This is a genomic window from Paraliobacillus sp. PM-2 (assembly GCF_001368815.1).
Lineage (GTDB): Bacteria > Bacillota > Bacilli > Bacillales > Amphibacillaceae > Paraliobacillus.
This window is the reverse complement of record NZ_CTEI01000001.1, coordinates 383,790-400,580: the sequence shown is the minus strand read 5'-3', so window position 1 is coordinate 400,580 and position 16,791 is coordinate 383,790. Positions and strand designations below refer to the sequence as shown.

General features: G+C 35.9%; 14 protein-coding genes. 3 read left to right on the top strand and 11 right to left on the bottom strand.

Annotated features, from left to right (window positions below):
* Positions 1 to 177 precede the first annotated feature (177 nt).
* On the top strand, positions 178 to 1,362 hold the full coding sequence (gene cls / locus BN1058_RS01820) for a cardiolipin synthase (protein WP_176694417.1): 1,185 nt from the start codon (positions 178 to 180) through the stop codon (positions 1,360 to 1,362).
* Positions 1,363 to 1,364: 2 nt separating this feature from the next.
* On the opposite strand, the gene BN1058_RS01815 is transcribed toward cls, so the two are convergent.
* The 5 genes from BN1058_RS01815 to speE all read right to left on the bottom strand — a co-directional run bounded on the left by BN1058_RS01815 (position 1,365) and on the right by speE (position 6,380).
* The gene (locus BN1058_RS01815; RefSeq protein WP_090852018.1) at positions 1,365 to 2,147 is read right to left on the bottom strand and encodes a GNAT family N-acetyltransferase; all 783 of its coding nucleotides are present in this window, start codon (positions 2,145 to 2,147) and stop codon (positions 1,365 to 1,367) included.
* Positions 2,148 to 2,318: 171 nt separating this feature from the next.
* Positions 2,319 to 3,989, bottom strand: coding sequence for an arginine--tRNA ligase (gene argS / locus BN1058_RS01810; protein WP_090852016.1), 1,671 nt, complete (start codon positions 3,987 to 3,989; stop codon positions 2,319 to 2,321).
* On the bottom strand, positions 3,986 to 4,423 hold the full coding sequence (locus BN1058_RS01805) for a YwiB family protein (protein WP_090852013.1): 438 nt from the start codon (positions 4,421 to 4,423) through the stop codon (positions 3,986 to 3,988). Before BN1058_RS01805 ends, argS begins: the two co-directional genes overlap by 4 nt.
* 246 nt (positions 4,424 to 4,669) lie before the next feature.
* Complete coding sequence (gene speB, locus BN1058_RS01800) at positions 4,670 to 5,542, bottom strand: agmatinase (protein ID WP_090852010.1); 873 nt, start codon at positions 5,540 to 5,542, stop codon at positions 4,670 to 4,672.
* 1 nt (position 5,543) lies between these two features.
* Entirely contained in the window at positions 5,544 to 6,380 is an 837-nt protein-coding gene (gene speE / locus BN1058_RS01795) for a polyamine aminopropyltransferase (protein WP_090852007.1), read from the bottom strand.
* Positions 6,381 to 6,572: 192 nt separating this feature from the next.
* Here speE and BN1058_RS01790 point away from each other — a divergent pair, with 192 nt between their 5' ends.
* Positions 6,573 to 8,564 carry a transglycosylase domain-containing protein gene (locus BN1058_RS01790; RefSeq protein WP_090852005.1) on the top strand — a complete coding sequence of 664 codons (1,992 nt, stop codon included), beginning with the start codon at positions 6,573 to 6,575 and terminating at the stop codon, positions 8,562 to 8,564.
* Between the two features lie 86 nt (positions 8,565 to 8,650).
* Here BN1058_RS01790 and BN1058_RS01785 read toward each other — a convergent pair whose 3' ends face one another.
* From BN1058_RS01785 to BN1058_RS01770, 4 genes are all read right to left on the bottom strand, one after another.
* Positions 8,651 to 9,160, bottom strand: a complete 510-nt coding sequence (locus BN1058_RS01785; RefSeq protein WP_090852002.1) for a YwhD family protein — start codon at positions 9,158 to 9,160, stop codon at positions 8,651 to 8,653.
* Positions 9,161 to 9,278: 118 nt separating this feature from the next.
* Entirely contained in the window at positions 9,279 to 11,288 is a 2,010-nt protein-coding gene (locus tag BN1058_RS01780) for an ABC transporter permease subunit (protein ID WP_176694416.1), read from the bottom strand.
* 47 nt (positions 11,289 to 11,335) lie between these two features.
* Complete coding sequence (locus tag BN1058_RS01775; RefSeq protein WP_090851997.1) at positions 11,336 to 11,827, bottom strand: YwgA family protein; 492 nt, start codon at positions 11,825 to 11,827, stop codon at positions 11,336 to 11,338.
* Positions 11,828 to 11,863: 36 nt separating this feature from the next.
* Positions 11,864 to 13,168, bottom strand: coding sequence for an HD domain-containing protein (locus BN1058_RS01770; protein WP_090851994.1), 1,305 nt, complete (start codon positions 13,166 to 13,168; stop codon positions 11,864 to 11,866).
* A 158-nt stretch (positions 13,169 to 13,326) separates the two neighbouring features.
* Between BN1058_RS01770 and BN1058_RS01765 the strand changes: the two genes are divergently transcribed.
* Complete coding sequence (locus BN1058_RS01765; RefSeq protein WP_090851991.1) at positions 13,327 to 14,169, top strand: lipoate--protein ligase family protein; 843 nt, start codon at positions 13,327 to 13,329, stop codon at positions 14,167 to 14,169.
* A 10-nt stretch (positions 14,170 to 14,179) separates the two neighbouring features.
* On the opposite strand, the gene menC is transcribed toward BN1058_RS01765, so the two are convergent.
* Both menC and pta read right to left on the bottom strand, forming a co-directional pair.
* On the bottom strand, positions 14,180 to 15,304 hold the full coding sequence (gene menC / locus BN1058_RS01760) for an o-succinylbenzoate synthase (RefSeq protein ID WP_369688239.1): 1,125 nt from the start codon (positions 15,302 to 15,304) through the stop codon (positions 14,180 to 14,182).
* Between the two features lie 381 nt (positions 15,305 to 15,685).
* A complete protein-coding gene (gene pta, locus BN1058_RS01755) occupies positions 15,686 to 16,657 on the bottom strand; it encodes a phosphate acetyltransferase (RefSeq protein WP_090851988.1) in 972 nt (323 codons plus the stop codon).
* Between the last annotated feature and the right edge of the window lie 134 nt (positions 16,658 to 16,791).

Below are 16,791 nucleotides of genomic sequence, written 5' to 3'. Positions count from 1 at the left end.
AGTATTATAGTAACGCATTCTTGTGATAAAAGAAAAGTATTCCTTTATATTTTTTCTTAAATCGGACAGACTACAATTATTCCGTTTTGCTATACGTAATAGATGGCAAGGTGACGATAAAATATTTTTCGTATGATTTTAATACGTCAATCATGTTACTACGAGGAGAACACAAATATGATAACTTGGAGTATAGCAATTGCATGCATTATTATATTATTTATTTGGTTAGATTTTTGGCTAGGAAGTAAATATTTTAAAAAAAATGCACCTGTTTTTTCTTATGAAACGAACTTATCTGATATGGAACTAATTACTGAGGGAAAGGACTTTTTTGATTTATTGTTTAATGATCTTAATAAAGCAAAAAAATCTATTCGTATCTGCTTTTTTATTGTAGGTAATGATGCAATTAGCCAAGAATTTTTTCGAATTTTACAGGATAAAGCGCAATCAGGTATTCCTGTCTATTTATTAATGGACTGGATGGGCTCTTTAAAAGTCAAGAGGAAATATATTCAACGTCTAAAAAAATGTGGTGTTAAAGTAAAAAGAGGAAACAAACCAATGTTACCTTTTTTATTTTATCGACTCAATCGAAGAAATCATCGAAAAATCGCAATTATTGATGGACAAATCTCCTATTTAGGAGGATTCAATGTTGGTAAAGAATATTTAGGTGCTGATCCAAAATTGGGACACTGGAAAGATTACCACATTCGATTGCCCCACCCTTCTTTAGCGATCACTATGGAAAAAATTTTTTCATATGATTGGAGAAGAGAGGGACAAGGACTTACAAATAATTATTATACAAATACAAGCGATCGTAATTGTGCACTAACGATTACTGAAGCCGGACAATTAGAATTAAATATAATCGAATGGATCAACCATGCGACTGATTCTATTATGATCGGCTCACCATATTTCATCCCAACAAAGCGTGTTTTTTCAAGTTTGCTGGCGGCACTTGAGCGCGGAGTTGAGCTTACGATTCTTGTACCCAAAAAAGCGGATCATCCATTTGTTAAAGCTGCAGCACTTCCATTTTTTAAGAAAATTCTAAAACATGGTGGATCGGTTTATTATTATAATAATGGTTTTTATCATACAAAAGTAATTTTGATTGACCATAATTGGTGTGACATTGGTACCGCTAATTTCGATCAACGTAGTTTTTTATATAATCAAGAAATTAATTTAATTGTTAACAATAAAAACCTTATTAGACCGATTAAACATGCGATTTCAAAAGATCTCTCTGATAGTTTTCTACTGACAGAACAAGCCATTAAACAAATGCCAATAACTATAAAAATCAATCGTGTGCTCAGCCGCTTGTTACGGCCGTTTTTATAGCGTTAACGATACATCATCCAAATTCCAATATCCTCGAATCCAATTCGCTTGTACAATTTCCCAGCATTTGGATTATCGTAAAATAGACACAATTGCTTTCCTTCTGTGACAAGGTCCTTGCATAGTTTGGTTAAACAACGCGTTGCTAAGCCTTTTTGCTGATAACTTTCCGCTGTGGCAACAGCTACCACCATAGCTGATTTCGTATTCTCTGCTGTTGTCGATGCGGTTGAAACAATTTGTCCATTATTTTCTATATAATATCCTCTAGTTACACCTTTTTCTAAGTTTCTTCGTTTGCTTTCGGCATTAAATAATAAGCTATCAAATTCTCGGACATTTGTTAAAAATGCACCTAATCGATCAACATCTTCACTAGTGAGTAATTTAACAGCATGTGTATTTACTAATGGCAGCTGCGTGTTAGATGTTAATTTCGCATAATGTGTTTCTCGTTTTTTTTGATAGGTAATGGTTAAATAGGGTTCGATCTGTGCCGTAATATCTTTTAGTCCAGACAACATTGGTTGGTCAGGGTCTTCGTTTATAATTTTTGCAAATCCATTAGCATCAAAGGTATCCAAAGCAAAAGGAATGTAATTTTTTTCGTACTTTAATAAAATAGCCCGCAAGTTGTTATTATCAAAATCGCCCCAGACTGTCTGAAAATCTTGATCATAACCAAATGCTTCAATATCACCAATAATGAACAAATTTTCCGCTGGTTTCTGTTGAATCAATGTTTGCACTTGTTGGTCATCTTCCATTGTTAACTTTCGAATCACAGCTTGCAACCTCCCCTAATGCGGCATGTATATTGAAAATTAGTTTATCACCCTTTTTTTGAAATAGAAAGATATATTTAGCGAGAATGGATGAATCGCAAAAACGATCTGTTAAAACGATCCTTCTAGCACAACAAAAAAAAGCACTCCTCAAAAGAGAAGTGCTTCTAATTACATGCTTTCTGGGGCAGATACTCCGATAAGGTCTAGAGCGTTTGCTAATGTAATACGTACTGCTTGCATTAAGGCAAGACGCGCTTTTGTACGTTCTGGATGTTCGGCATCCAGTACTTTTTCTGCATTATAAAAACTATGCAAATTAGAGGATAAGTCAAAAACATACTGTGTCATCCGATGCGGTGTACGGTTTTGAGCAGCATCGACAATAACTTGAGGAAATGCTCCTAATTGTTTTAACAGATCCTCTTCTTTTTCAGTACCTAACAAATTAGCATCAAAATCTTCATTGATAGAAAATCCTTTTTCTGTTGCTTGACGTAGCATCGTGCAAATTCTTGCATGTGCATATTGCACATAATAAACTGGGTTGTCGTTTGACTCTGATTTTGCTAAATCCATGTCAAAGTCTAAATGAGCATCACTTGAACGCATAACAAAGAAGTAACGCATTGCATCTATACCAACTTCTTCCATTAGTTCGCGCAGGGTAACTGCTTTTCCGGTACGCTTACTCATTTTAACTTTTTCTCCATTTTCAAATAGGTTCACCATTTGAATAATTTCCACTTCCAACGTATTTGCTTTATAACCAAGTGCTTGAATCGCGGCACGCATTCTTGGAATATAACCATGATGATCAGCACCCCAAATATTAATGAGTGTTTCAAAACCACGGTCTAGTTTATTTTTGTGGTAAGCGATATCTGGTGTTAAGTAGGTGTAAGAGCCATCATTTTTAATTAAGACACGATCTTTGTCATCACCGAAGTCAGTGGTACGAAACCATGTCGCAGCATCTTTTTCATACGTATAATCTTTTTCTTTTAACACGTTTAATGCAGGTTCAATCTTTCCTTCTTCATATAAAGAAGTTTCAGAGAACCAGTGATCAAATGTTACACGAAATTGTTCTAAATCGGCTGCTAATTTTTTTAACTCATATTTTAAACCGTATGAACGGAAAAATGCTAATCTCTCTTCCTCTGGCTTATTCACCCATTCATCTTTATAGTTAGCAGCAAGCTCTTCACCTAAAGTAATAATGTCCTTCCCGTGATACCCATCCTCTGGCATTGGCCATTCTCTGCCTAATGCTTGCATGTAACGCGCTTCAACAGAAATAGCTAAATTATTGATTTGATTTCCTGCATCATTAATATAATATTCTCGTTCAACATTATAACCAGCCGCATCTAGAATATTACACAATGAATCACCAACTGCTGCACCACGGGCATGTCCTAAGTGTAAATCACCAGTCGGATTGGCAGATACAAATTCCACCTGCATTTTATGACCATTACCCGCATTCGTTTTACCATATGCATCTTGTTCTTTTAAAATTACGGGGATTAAATCCGTCAAATAGCTGTTATCCATAAAGAAATTAATGAATCCTGGACCTGCTATTTCTATTTCATTGACTGAAGCTTTCGCTTGATCAAGGTTTGCAATGATATCCTCTGCAATCTGGCGAGGTGCTTTTTTAGCAATTCGAGCCAGTTGCATCGCAATGTTAGTAGCATAATCACCATGGGCTTTTTCCTTTGGTTTTTCTAGTACGATAGCTGGTAATTCAGCTTCAGTAGCTAGTTCTGCTTGTATAATTGCTTGCTTGATATCAGCTTTTAATGCTTCTTGTATTTGTTGTACACTGTTCATTGTGTGACCTCCTTAAAAGTTAGTGTTAAACGATGTCTACGATTACCTTCTCCATTTAACTTTGTCGTATAGCTAATAAATAGCTTTCCATTATGATCATTTCTTGGCTCTTGGTAAGTAATTTGGTCAGTATGTGTTTCCATGTGAATGGTACCAAAAGCATGTCGATAAACATTCTCCGTATACTGTTTCTTTTTAAATTGCTGATGCATGTCAACTGCACCTGTACGTTTGATACTTACTTTATCATTAGAAATCGTAATAAGCGAATCGATTGGTTCCTGCTCCTCTTGATGTTCCGTAAAACGAAGCACTGCGATATTCCCTTTTTGAATAAAAGAGCCTGTTTCTTCAACGGTCGTAACTGCTTTTTCCCCTAATTCCCTAATCTCTGTGACTAATCGAATGGAAACAGGAATGTGTTGGCTCTCCATGTTACATCTCCTTTTTCATTTACATAACTTTTAGTATAGGAATGAATGTAATGAAACACAAGTAATTCTGTTGATTTTTTATGATTTGTTGTAAAAGTTTATCACAATTCTCACCTTAAGGAAATGTGGCTAACAATAGATGATTGCTTAGCTATTGTAATAATTACTTCCTTCCATATTTTTCTTTGCATAATGGAGAACACGCTTCCACTAATGTAGCGGAAGCGCGGTTTCGGACAGCTATTTTTATTTCACCCATCCTAAAAGCATTTCACGTACAAACTTACTCGCAGCAATGGAGGTCTGTTCTGTTGGATCATAATTTGGGGCTACCTCTACTAAATCAGCCCCTACCACGTGCAGATCAGATTTTGCAATCAATTGTATGGCTTCAAGTAATTCTTTCGAGCTAATGCCACCAGCCTCTGCTGTTCCAGTTCCGGGTGCAAAGGCGGGATCTAGTACATCAATATCGATTGTTACATAGACAGGTTGCCCAGCTAGTTGAGGTAATATTTCTGCTAATGGTTTTGCCACCTCATAGCGCGCCATGAACATATCATTGTTTTCAGCGTATTGAAATTCTTCTCTCATTCCTGAACGAATACCAAATGAGTACACATTCGATGGACCAATTAATTCACAAGCTTTACGAATAGGGGTAGAGTGAGAGAGTGATTCCCCTTCGTATTCTTCCCTCAAATCAGCGTGTGCATCGATATGAATGATTTTCAGATTTGGGTACGTCTCATACATTGCTTGAAAAACAGGCCAGGATACTAGGTGTTCTCCGCCTAATCCTAACGGGAATTTACCTTGATCTAATAAATATTTTACATAAGTATAAATTTGATCAATGCTTCGTTTGGCATTTCCAAATGGTAATGGGATATCACCCGCATCAAAATAAGAGATCTCTTCCAGATGCTTGTCCATATAAGGGCTGTATTCTTCTAAACCTAAAGATGCTTCCCGAATCCGATTTGGTCCAAAACGAGATCCAGGCCGAAAGCTAACTGTCCAATCCATTGGCATACCATAGATCACAGCGTTTGCTTCTTCGAATGTTGGCCTAGACATAATAAATACTTTACCTGAATATGCTTCATCAAAACGCATACTACCCCTCCTTTTCGGTTAGGTCCTTAACGAATTTCGGCAATGCGAAACATGCATGGTGTATCTCTTCTGTGTAATACTTTGTGTGTATTTTGTGAAAACGATCAGCGTTCACATTTAATGGATCATGGGTTTTACTTCCCATGGTAAACGTCCATAAACCGCTTGGATAGGTAGGAATATTTGCAGTATATAATTTAGTAATTGGGAAAATCTCTTTCACATCTTGATACACTTGTTTAATCAGATCAGCTTTAAACCAAGGATTATCCGATTGTGCAACAAAAATCCCATCCTCTTTTAGTGCTTTAGCAATTCCAGCATAAAAGCCTTTTGTAAATAAGTTCACCGCGGGTCCAACTGGCTCTGTTGAATCTACTAAAATGATATCATAAGCAGCTTCACTCTCAGCAATATGGCTAAATCCATCTGCTACTTTTACTTCTACACGTGGGTCATCTAATTCCCCTGCTATTTCAGGTAAATATTTTTTTGCGTATTCAATTACTTTGCCATCAATTTCGACTAAAACTGCTTTTTCAATTGATGGATGCTTTAGAATTTCACGAATAACACCGCCATCACCACCGCCAACAACCAGTACATGTTTGGGATTTGGATGGGTAAACAATGGAACGTGTGTCATCATTTCATGGTAAACAAATTCATCTTTTTGTGTTGTCATAACCATGTCATCTAATACCAACATGTTTCCCCATTCATCTGTTTCTATCATGGCTAATGCTTGAAAATCTGTTTGTTCCGTATGCAAAGTCCGCTTTACTTTAGCGGTAATCCCATAATTCTCGGTTTGCTTTTCTGTAAACCATAAGTCCATTTTACTGCCTCCTTTATTACGCAATCTATTTCAAATTATTATTTCTGATTCAAACAAATTAATTTTAGAGAATTTAACAAAAAAAGCAATACTTTTTTTAAAAAACTTAGGCATAAGTTGCGTTTAATTATCGACAATTATTGCCATAATGATACTACGATGACAGGATGATCTAAAGGAGTAATTACTACAATGATTGACAAAAATAAATTATTTAACCGATTTAAACATAAACCATTTGCTTGGATTTTATTTATTCTGCTCTCCTTCATAAGTATAATTTGTCTATTTTTCGTTGGACTTTATACTTATGCTCTAGTACTTGGTCCACCATCTTTATCTACTGCTCAAAACACCATTTACCTTAGTTCTGATGGAACCAAAATCGGGCAAGAAAAAACAATAGAAACTAGAGACTGGATCGAATTAGAACAGATTGATCAGCAGGTGATTGATGCTACGATCCAAGCAGAAGACAAACGTTTTTATGAACATAACGGCTTTGATTTTAAACGAATTCTTGCTGCAGCATTGATTGATCTAAAAGCTTTATCATTAGAGGAAGGGGCTAGTACGATTACCCAGCAATATGCAAGAAATCTTTATTTATCACATGAAAAAACCTGGAGCAGGAAATTACGTGAGGCTTTTTATACGATTCGTTTAGAGTTATTTTATGATAAAGATACGTTATTAGAAGGCTATTTAAACACGATATATTACGGACACGGTAAATACGGAATTGAAGCTGCTAGTCAATTTTATTTTCAAAAACAAAATACCGATTTGACCCTAGCAGAAACAGCATTACTTGTGGGTATTCCAAATCGCCCAAGTTACTATTCACCCATAAACCACATGAAACACGCAAAAGAAAGACAGGAAAAAATATTAACCTCTCTTTTTAAAGAGGGGAAAATCAATCAAACAAAGCGTTTCCTTGCTTCACTTGAGCATATTACCGTTAATCAAGTAGATCAAAATCAAGATAAAGATTTGGCACCTTACTTTCAAGACATCGTCATGGAGGAATTGAAATCGATCATCAAAAAGGATGAACAAGCGATTCGCACAGGTGGTTACCGGGTGTACACAACACTCGATAAAATGAAACAACAAGCACTTCAAACGGCAACAAATGATTACATGCCAAAGGATAGCGAATTACAAATTGGCGCAATCGTCATGGATCCTACTAATGGAGCAATCCGTGGTTTAATTGGTGGAACAAATTATGTAGACAGCCCTTTTAATCGAGCAACCCAAGCAAAGCGAATGGCAGGATCGACTTTTAAACCATTTTTATACTATACTGCTTTAACAAATGGGTATACAGCTACAACCACCTTGATGAGCCAGCCAACTACCTTTATGTTAAAAGATGGAACCAGTTATCAACCTAGTAATTATAATGGCTATTATGCAGATAAAGAAGTTACTTTAGCACAAGCACTGGCCGTAAGCGATAATGTTTATGCTGTAAAAACAAACTTGTTTCTCACACCTGAGCGACTTGTTGAAACTGCCAAATCATTTGGTATCAAAAGTAACATACAGCCCGTTCCATCTTTGGCACTTGGAACAGCTTCAGTTAGTGTAAAAGAGATGGTTACGGCTTATAGCATGCTTGCTAATGGTGGCAAATCATTAAAACCCTATACCATAGAAAAGATAGAAAAGGCAAATGGAGATGTTATTTATAAACATATTGAATCAAAACAAAAACAAAAGCTCGACCCACAAGCTTCTTTTATTTTGACTCAATTAATGACAGGTATGTTTGATACCAACTTAAATGGATATATGCATGTAACCGGAGAAACAATAGCTTCTAATCTTACTAGAACCTATGCCGGTAAGTCAGGTACAACAACGTCAGATAGTTGGATGATTGGCTATAGCCCCAATTTAGTAGCAGGGGTATGGAATGGCTATGATGATAATCGAAAAATGAGAAAAACAGTAGATAAACAAGCCGCAAAAAAAATCTGGGCTTCTGTTATGGAGGCAAGTAAAGCGGATGCGAAAGGTAGTTTCATTGCACCGCCTGGGATTGTAGCTGCTTATGTAGATCCTACAAGTGGTGAATTATCTAGCGCTTATTGTGAAACAAGTCGTCTGATGTATTTTGTTGAAGGTACAGAGCCAACATCGTATTGTTCGATTCATCGGCCAAAAGATTAAAGGTTCTCCTTATGATTGGGAGAACCTTTTTATTAAACATAGTGGATACGCTTTATATGTTTTATATTCTCGTCCGTGTTGATTTACTAATCAGCTTCAGGTAATGCTTGGTGTAGTTCTTCGGATGCGTTTTTCCACATCTCTTGGTTGAATTCTCTTAGAAATTGAGCTAGTAGTTTTTTTGAAGTATCGTCCATATGTTTTACAATCACATGCCCCTTCATAGATTTCTCCATATGTGTCACATGCTCTGGCATTGATTTATAGGCACGCTTAATGGAACGGTCAACACGTATTTCACTTCCTGCCACTCCATGATAATATGGACCATTTTCTCCTCGTTCAACCGTTACCCAAACAATCCAATACAATTTTCCATTAGGCACTTCATCTTTATTAGGGATAAATTTCACTCGACGTTCTACTTCACTACGTGCATGCATTGCTCCCATATCAACAAACGCTCGATTTTCATTCGGATCAACAATGACTGGAGAAATATTTTCTAAACTTATCGCTCCTACTCCATAGCCGCCATGGCCATCTGTCGAGTCATCTTTCATTATCGTAAAAGCGTTATTTTTCTTGTTTTCCATGATAAACTAAAACCTCCAATACCTAACTAAATCCTTCTATTTACATGTATTGTAGCACAATCATATTACAGGACAAAGGAAGACAATCGGGACACGGGGTCAGACCCTCTGTCCCAATCTAATGAAAATAAAACTGCTCTGGTTTTACAGGGAGACTTGTCTCAGGGTTTTCTTGTGTATAGCTTTTTTTCTTCCGCCACCTATTTTTTTTGCGCCCGATACCTACTCGTCCTTGCTGTACCTCTTGTATACCTTCAATCATTAACTGCATTGCTATAATAACAATCATAAATGCAACAAGTACTGGTACAACAATCCAGTAATGTCCAGTCATCAACGCTTCTCTTGTGTTACTAATTAAACCTGACCACTCAAAAGTTACCGAATGCTTTGGGGCTTTGTAAAATTGATCATACATCACACTTGTTCCACCTAAAAATAATTGAAACAATCCTAAATGAATCATCAACAGTAGTACTTGAATAAATTGTTGACCAAAAAGAATCCCCAATTTCGACCCTAAATGCGGCATGATATGCTTGCTTATCAACTGTTTTCGAGAAGCCCCAAGCACTCTCGCTCCTGTGATAAACTCTTTTTTCAAAAGCATGTTCATCTCATTTCCAATTAACACCGTTACTAATGGTACAACTAAAATAGTCAGGATTAAACCTTGTACAAGAATCCGTTCAGTCAAACTATTAGAAAACCCTGTAACCCCACCCATTAATAAGGAACTTAGAAGAACAACTGAAATAACCGTCAATGGCAAATAATGAAATCCATCGACACATTTTCTGATCCAGCGCTGCCATTTATCTTTTATAAAAAAAGCATATGGAATCGCTAATAAAAAACCAAAGAAAATGCGTAACAAACTGATTGAAGCAGCAAATAAAATCGTATATTTTGCTCCTGTTAATAACTGGTCTTTTATACTATAGCCTAGATAATCACTACCCATTGGGACATAATTTGATGGCGGATGCGGCTTGTTACTTACTAAATTTCCTGCATCATCATAAACCAAAACGTATTGTTGGACCGGATTATCATGACTGATCGTGTGTACGAAGCTAATAATAACTAAGCCAAAGATAACAGTGAATCCTGTTATAAATTTAAAATTTTTCATATATTGAACAAAACTTTTTAGTAAACGAATAACATATTTTTTTATTGCAGTGAACGATAGCTTTGGATTAACCTTTTGCGTCTTCTCTATTTTTAATTGCTTTTGCTTTACATTATTTTTCTTTTTTAAATGGACCGTAGTGGAATGATAAGCTTCTTTAAAAACAAAAACCTCTACCCCTTGATAGATAAGAAACAGTGGGGTGAAGATCATGGTAAGTCCAATCGTTAAAACCAATGGTCGGAAATCCGATAGAATAAAGTTAGAAAGCCCATTAATATTAAATATGTATTCAACAACAAAAAGACTAGATAAGGTTGTCCAAACAATTATTTTTGATTGATAAAAAACACTTTTCATACTATTTTGCAAGACATGTCTTACAATAATAAAATGCTCTCGTAATCCTTTACTGCGTGCCAATTCTACATAAGGCTTCGTCATTTCTTCATCCAATAGTAAGCTTAACACCCGATACATAGAAACCATTGGTAAAAAGGACAGTACAACGATTGGCGCTAAATAAATCCTTTCTTCACCAAGTGTTACAAATTTCATAAGTAGTATATCTGTATGTTGATAAATGAACACCACTAATAATTGAATTAGAAATGCCACCATCAAATCTGGAATAGATTCTAAAAAACCTAACACACGTTTAACTATTTGTTTGACGGATGAAGGAAGAAACATTGTAAAAATAGCAAGTAAAAACGCAAGCCCAAAACCTAAAAATAGCGCACCAATAAAAAGGCTTGTTGAATAAACATACGGATCCCACAAAAAGGAAATAACAGAAAGTTCTCGATCTAAATAATAGTAGGTCCAATTCTCTGGTTGAACAATTGATTTCATTAGTTCTATCAGTTGTTCAACGTAAAAAGAGATGTCGATGAGGTGTGTGGATTGAAATAAAGCAGGTGTTGCGCTAATAAACAAGATTCCGATAATACCTAAGATATAATATAAGGTAAAGCGTATCAGCTTCTGCATATCAAGTCTCCTTATAAATGGGACAAGGGGCTGACCCCTTGTCCCATTTATTTTAATTCTGTGATAAATTGCCATCCTGCTTGTAGATCCGCATGGGTATAATTAGAGCTTTTCTTTACGACTTGTACTTTTTCTTCGACTTCTTCTTTTGTTAAATGGTCAAAATACAGCATGGTAGATACTAATTCAAGAAACCTTGAGCTCTTTTCTTTCATTTTTTCTATTTTATCATTGCAAGAGGGGAACTCTACCATAGAATGTTCCAGAAAATCTTCTCCAGCCGTTGTAACCGTATATCGATATTGATAATAATTGCTCTTTTGTTCTTTTTGCTCTGATATAAATCCTAGGTTACATAACTCTTCTATTCGAAGTGTTAATTCTTCAGAATACGGTCCATAAAAATGAAATTCATACTTTTCTTCAAAAGGAATATCACATTTTTTTAGAATATATATCATTTTTTGTAGTTTTTTACGTCCTACAATTTCTCCTGCATTCATGAAAAACTTCATTAGCTTTGCATGATTTGCTAACATTTAAAACAACCCCTATTCCAAGCTTAGTTGCACAATCTATTCTATAGTGGTCAATCCTAAGATTGTCTTAATTTTATTTTTTTCCGGTTGATCATCCGATAATGCCTCAATAAAATCCATCGGAAAATAAAGCTTATGATCTGTTCTTTTTTTCCCTGAGATGGATTCAACAATATCCGATTCCCTAGATAATTCCTTTAACTCTTGATTTGGCATCAATAAATAAATGGGCAAACGTTCGCCCTCTTCACCCGGGCGATAAAAATCGTATGGTAAATCAGAAGAAGAATCTACGACTAAATAATATTCAGGATCAATCCCTATTTGCTTAAACAATTGATAGAGTTCCATCCATTCATTCATCTGCGAATTCGGATTAAATTCTATGTATTTTAATAGTTTCCGATTCGTAAACCTTACACATAGATCACTCAATATTTCATCTGATTCATCTATCCACATTTGAAAATAATATAATACGACAGACTCATCTAAGCGCAAATAGTCATCTAATGAAACATCACCTGAAAAGAAAGATAAGAAATGTGTTGGCTTTAATGAAAATTGATACCCTTGTTCATAGAGATGTTTTGCACGATGAAGAATTTTTGATAAAATAACCTCTGCACTTCTACTGACTGGATGAAAATAAACTTGCCAGTACATTTGATATCTGCTCATAATATAATCTTCTACAGCATGCATCCCAGTTTGTTTTATAACTACCTGGTCTTCTAATGGACGCATGACACGCAAAATTCGTTCCATATCAAAGTGACCATAACTTACTCCTGTAAAGTAAGCATCACGTTGTAAATAATCCATTCTATCAGCATCTATTTGACTGGATATTAAGCTAACCACTAATTTATCTTCATATGTTTTGTTAATAACATCTGCAACTTTTTGCGGAAAATCTTTTTCTACTCGACGCAAAACATGATTAATTTCGGTATCTCCAAGTACAATTTGCCTTGTGAATGCCTCATGATCTAATTTAAACACCTTCTCAAAAGAGTGTGAAAACGGTCCATGCCCTAGATCATGAAGTAACGCCGCACATAGACAGAGTAATCGTTCATCTTTATTCCAATGTCTTCGTCCATTAAAATTAAACAAAATACGGCGAACAATTTCATAGACACCTAACGAGTGATTAAATCTACTGTGTTCTGCACCATGAAAAGTTAGAAATGATGTGCCAAGCTGTTTAATTCGTCGGAGTCGTTGAAATTCTGCCGTGCCAATCAAATCCCATATCACACGATCTTTCACATGAATATACCGGTGTACTGGGTCTTTAAATACTTTTTCTTCTTCTAATTGCTCGTCTTTGTACATATATTAACCCTTTCTGCCGACATTTTTTTCTGCATTATGTATTGATTCATTATATAATAGTTTTGGGTAATCTAAAAGAGGATGTTCAAAAGAGGATAAAGATAAATTTCAAAGCATTTCAATCGTTAAATCAAGGCACAAAAAAGGAGCAAGCACACATGACTAATTGGAAAGATTTTTTTACAAATACACAGATTCGTTTAATTGATGATTATCAACTAACCATAAATAAAACAACGATGGACGAATTTGCAATTGACGATGCACTAGCATTATCGGTTAGTAAACAAATATCTCCACCAGTGATTCGATTATGGACACATGATAAAACAATTGTTCTCGGGATCCCTGATACACGTATTCCTCATAAAGAAGAGGCGGTTAGCTTCTTACAGCAGCATGGATTCCAAACGATTGTACGTAATTCAGGTGGATTAGCTGTCGTGTTGGATAAAGGGGTTTTAAATTTATCTCTATTACTTCCAAATGGAAACAAAATTGGCATTCATCAAGGGTATGAGGTCATGGTATCTTTCATTAGAGATATCCTATACGCTGAAACAGATGCAATTGAAGCATACGAGATAGTAGGTTCTTACTGTCCTGGCGATTATGATTTAAGTATTAATGGAAAGAAGTTTGCTGGTATTTCCCAACGGCGCGTGCGTAATGGTGTTGCTGTACAAATTTATATTGCTGTAGAAGGAAGTGGACAAGAAAGAGCAAAGCTGATTCAGGAATTCTATACACAAGGCTTACAAGGTCAACAAGGTAAATTCGACTACCCTACCGTTCAACCTGACACCATGCGTTCATTAAGTGAGTTATTAAATAAGCCAATTACGGTTGATGAGATGAAACAAAAAATCACTGATTCTTTAACCAATCATTCATTAGAATGGACTAAATCCGCATTAACCGAAGAGGAACAAGCTAATTATGATAAACGCAAACAGCAAATGGAAGATCGAAATAAAAAAGCACTCGGTAACTTAGTATAAGTCCGAGTGCCTACTTTTTTCTAGTATGAATACGTTTTTCCATTCGATAATACGCTAATGCTTCATAATCTACAGCATATCCTATACCTGGATCTTGAGATAAATGAATCTTTCCCTTTTCAGTCTTTATCTCCGGGTAAATAATATCTCTTTCCCAATAATGTGCTGAGCCTGCCGTGTCTGCTGGTAGCGTGAATTGAGGTAAAGTAGCTATCGCTAAACTATGTGCCCTACCAATCCCAGCTTCAAGCATCCCACCACACCACAATGGCATATCGCGTCGCTTGGCATAATCATGCATATCCTTAGCATTTTGGATACCACCTACTCGACTAAGTTTAATATTGACAATTTGACAGCTTTGTAAGGCAATAGCTGTTTTTAAGTCATTAAATGTATGAATACTTTCATCTAAACAAATGGGTGTTTGTAATAAAGCTTGTAACTTTGCATGTTCCACAAAATCATCTTGCGCAAAAGGCTGTTCAATCATTAATAAGTCAAACTGATCTAATGCAAGCAATCGCTCTTGATCTGCCCAAGAATAAGCACCGTTGGCATCAATCATTAAGGAAAGCGAGGGAAATGCCGTTCTTACTTTTTCTAATACGCGTAGTTCTTCCCCTTTTTTGACTTTTAACTTTACTCGTTGATATCCTTGCAAACATTTTTCTTCAATTGTTTCAAGTAACTCTTGATCTGTTGGCTTTATTCCGATGCTAACCCCAACATCGATGCTTGGTTTCTCCCCACCAATTACTTGAAATAATGGTTTTCCTAATTTTTTCGCGTAAAGATCCCATAACGCGCCTTCAATCGCTGCTTTCGCCATCTGATTGCGACGAATCGAGTGGAACAGCTTCCCTAGCTCATTCGGGTGTTTGACAGGCGTTTGTAATAACATAGGAATCAGATGATTTTCTAACATTATCCTAGTAGTTTCTGTCGTTTCTTCCGTATACCACGGAGTAGTGAATGCTTCTGTTTCACCAAACCCTGCATTTCCTTGATCATCAATTATTTCTATAATATAGAAGTCCTTCTTCTCTACTTTTCCGTGGCTTGTAACAAATGGGTGTTTGTAATCCATTAACAAATGATGAAGAATTACTTGATTGAGTTCCAACGTAGTCACCACGCTTTCGCTTATTTTAAATAAAATTCTCAACGTGAAACTTTGTATTTAATATAGTGTATCAAGAAAAACCGGGCAACTCACCCGGTCTTTTAAAATATCATACGAAGCACTCCAATTCCGCTACGGAAACAAATGGGCTCCCTTTCTGCAGGTACGGCTTCAGCTAAGTTATTCAAGCAAAGACCACTTGAATAACTGGATCTTCAGCCCGTGCTGTTCCTAGAGTGTCGCCCATTTGTTGCCTTCGCTCATGTAGTGCAAAAGTGTTTGCTGGATCATCCAACATTTTGCTTATTGAATAGAAAAATACTATTACTCTTGTCAAAAAAACAGAGTTATCACGAAGAATAACTCTGTTCTAGAAAAAATAACTGCTTTTTATAGTGATTGAGCCGCTGTAATAATGGCTAATTTATAGACATCATCTGTGTCACAGCCACGAGATAGATCATTTACCGGTTTGTTTAACCCTTGCAAGATTGGACCTACAGCATCAAAATTACCTAAACGTTGTGCAATCTTATATCCGATGTTACCAGCTTCTAATCCTGGGAATACGAAAACATTTGCGTTTCCTTTTATATCGGCATCTGGTGCTTTTTTCTCTGCTACACTAGGTACAAAGGCTGCATCAAATTGGAATTCACCATCTAGTGTTAAATCTGGTCGTTGTTCTTTAGCAATTTTTACTGCTTCTGAAACCTTTTCTGTTTCCTCTGATTTAGCAGATCCTTTCGTTGAGAAGCTAAGCATCGCAACACGAGGGTCCATATCAAAAAGTTGAGCTGTTTCTGCACTTGCTAAGGCAATCTCAGCTAAATCTTGACTATCTGGTGCAATGTTAATGGCACAGTCTGCAAATACATATTTTTCATCATCACGAACCATGATAAATACGCCAGATGTTTTCTTAATACCTGCTTTGGTTTTTATAATTTGTAAAGCCGGGCGAACAGTGTCTGCTGTAGAATGAGCAGCACCACTAACTAATCCATCTGCTTTATCCATATATACAAGCATGGTTCCAAAGTAATTCTCATCTAATAGAATCTTACGAGCATCTTCTTCTGTCGCTTTTCCTTTTCGACGTTCGACAAAGCTAGCAACCATATCATCAAATTGATCGTAATTAGTTGGATCAATTATTTCTACTTGATCAAGTACAACTTCTAATTCTTTTGCTTTCTGTTCTAATTTTTCACGATTCCCGACTAGTACAGGTTGAACTAAACCATCTACTGCTAACTTACTAGCTGCAGTTAAAATTCTTTGATCAGATCCCTCTGGGAATACAATTTTTCTGCTATTTCCTGATAATCTGTTTTTCAACGTATCAAATAAATTACTCATGTGTCACCCTCCAAAATCATTTCTGTTATATATAATACGCCTTTTTGTGTTTGAATGAAAGTATTAGCTTTGACTTTTTTTATTACATGAATAAGTTTGCAAAAAACATTCTCTCTAAAGACCGATAAAACATT

Coding starts and splice junctions, on each gene's coding strand:
- BN1058_RS01780 (WP_176694416.1), bottom strand. CDS start 11,288: ATGCAGAAGCTGATACGCTTTACCTTATATTATATCTTAGGTATTATC.
- pta (WP_090851988.1), bottom strand. CDS start 16,657: ATGAGTAATTTATTTGATACGTTGAAAAACAGATTATCAGGAAATAGC.
- BN1058_RS01805 (WP_090852013.1), bottom strand. CDS start 4,423: ATGGAGAGCCAACACATTCCTGTTTCCATTCGATTAGTCACAGAGATT.
- speB (WP_090852010.1), bottom strand. CDS start 5,542: ATGCGTTTTGATGAAGCATATTCAGGTAAAGTATTTATTATGTCTAGG.
- speE (WP_090852007.1), bottom strand. CDS start 6,380: ATGGACTTATGGTTTACAGAAAAGCAAACCGAGAATTATGGGATTACC.
- BN1058_RS01785 (WP_090852002.1), bottom strand. CDS start 9,160: ATGGAAAACAAGAAAAATAACGCTTTTACGATAATGAAAGATGACTCG.
- BN1058_RS01770 (WP_090851994.1), bottom strand. CDS start 13,168: ATGTACAAAGACGAGCAATTAGAAGAAGAAAAAGTATTTAAAGACCCA.
- cls (WP_176694417.1), top strand. CDS start 178: ATGATAACTTGGAGTATAGCAATTGCATGCATTATTATATTATTTATT.
- BN1058_RS01790 (WP_090852005.1), top strand. CDS start 6,573: ATGATTGACAAAAATAAATTATTTAACCGATTTAAACATAAACCATTT.
- BN1058_RS01775 (WP_090851997.1), bottom strand. CDS start 11,827: ATGTTAGCAAATCATGCAAAGCTAATGAAGTTTTTCATGAATGCAGGA.
- argS (WP_090852016.1), bottom strand. CDS start 3,989: ATGAACAGTGTACAACAAATACAAGAAGCATTAAAAGCTGATATCAAG.
- BN1058_RS01765 (WP_090851991.1), top strand. CDS start 13,327: ATGACTAATTGGAAAGATTTTTTTACAAATACACAGATTCGTTTAATT.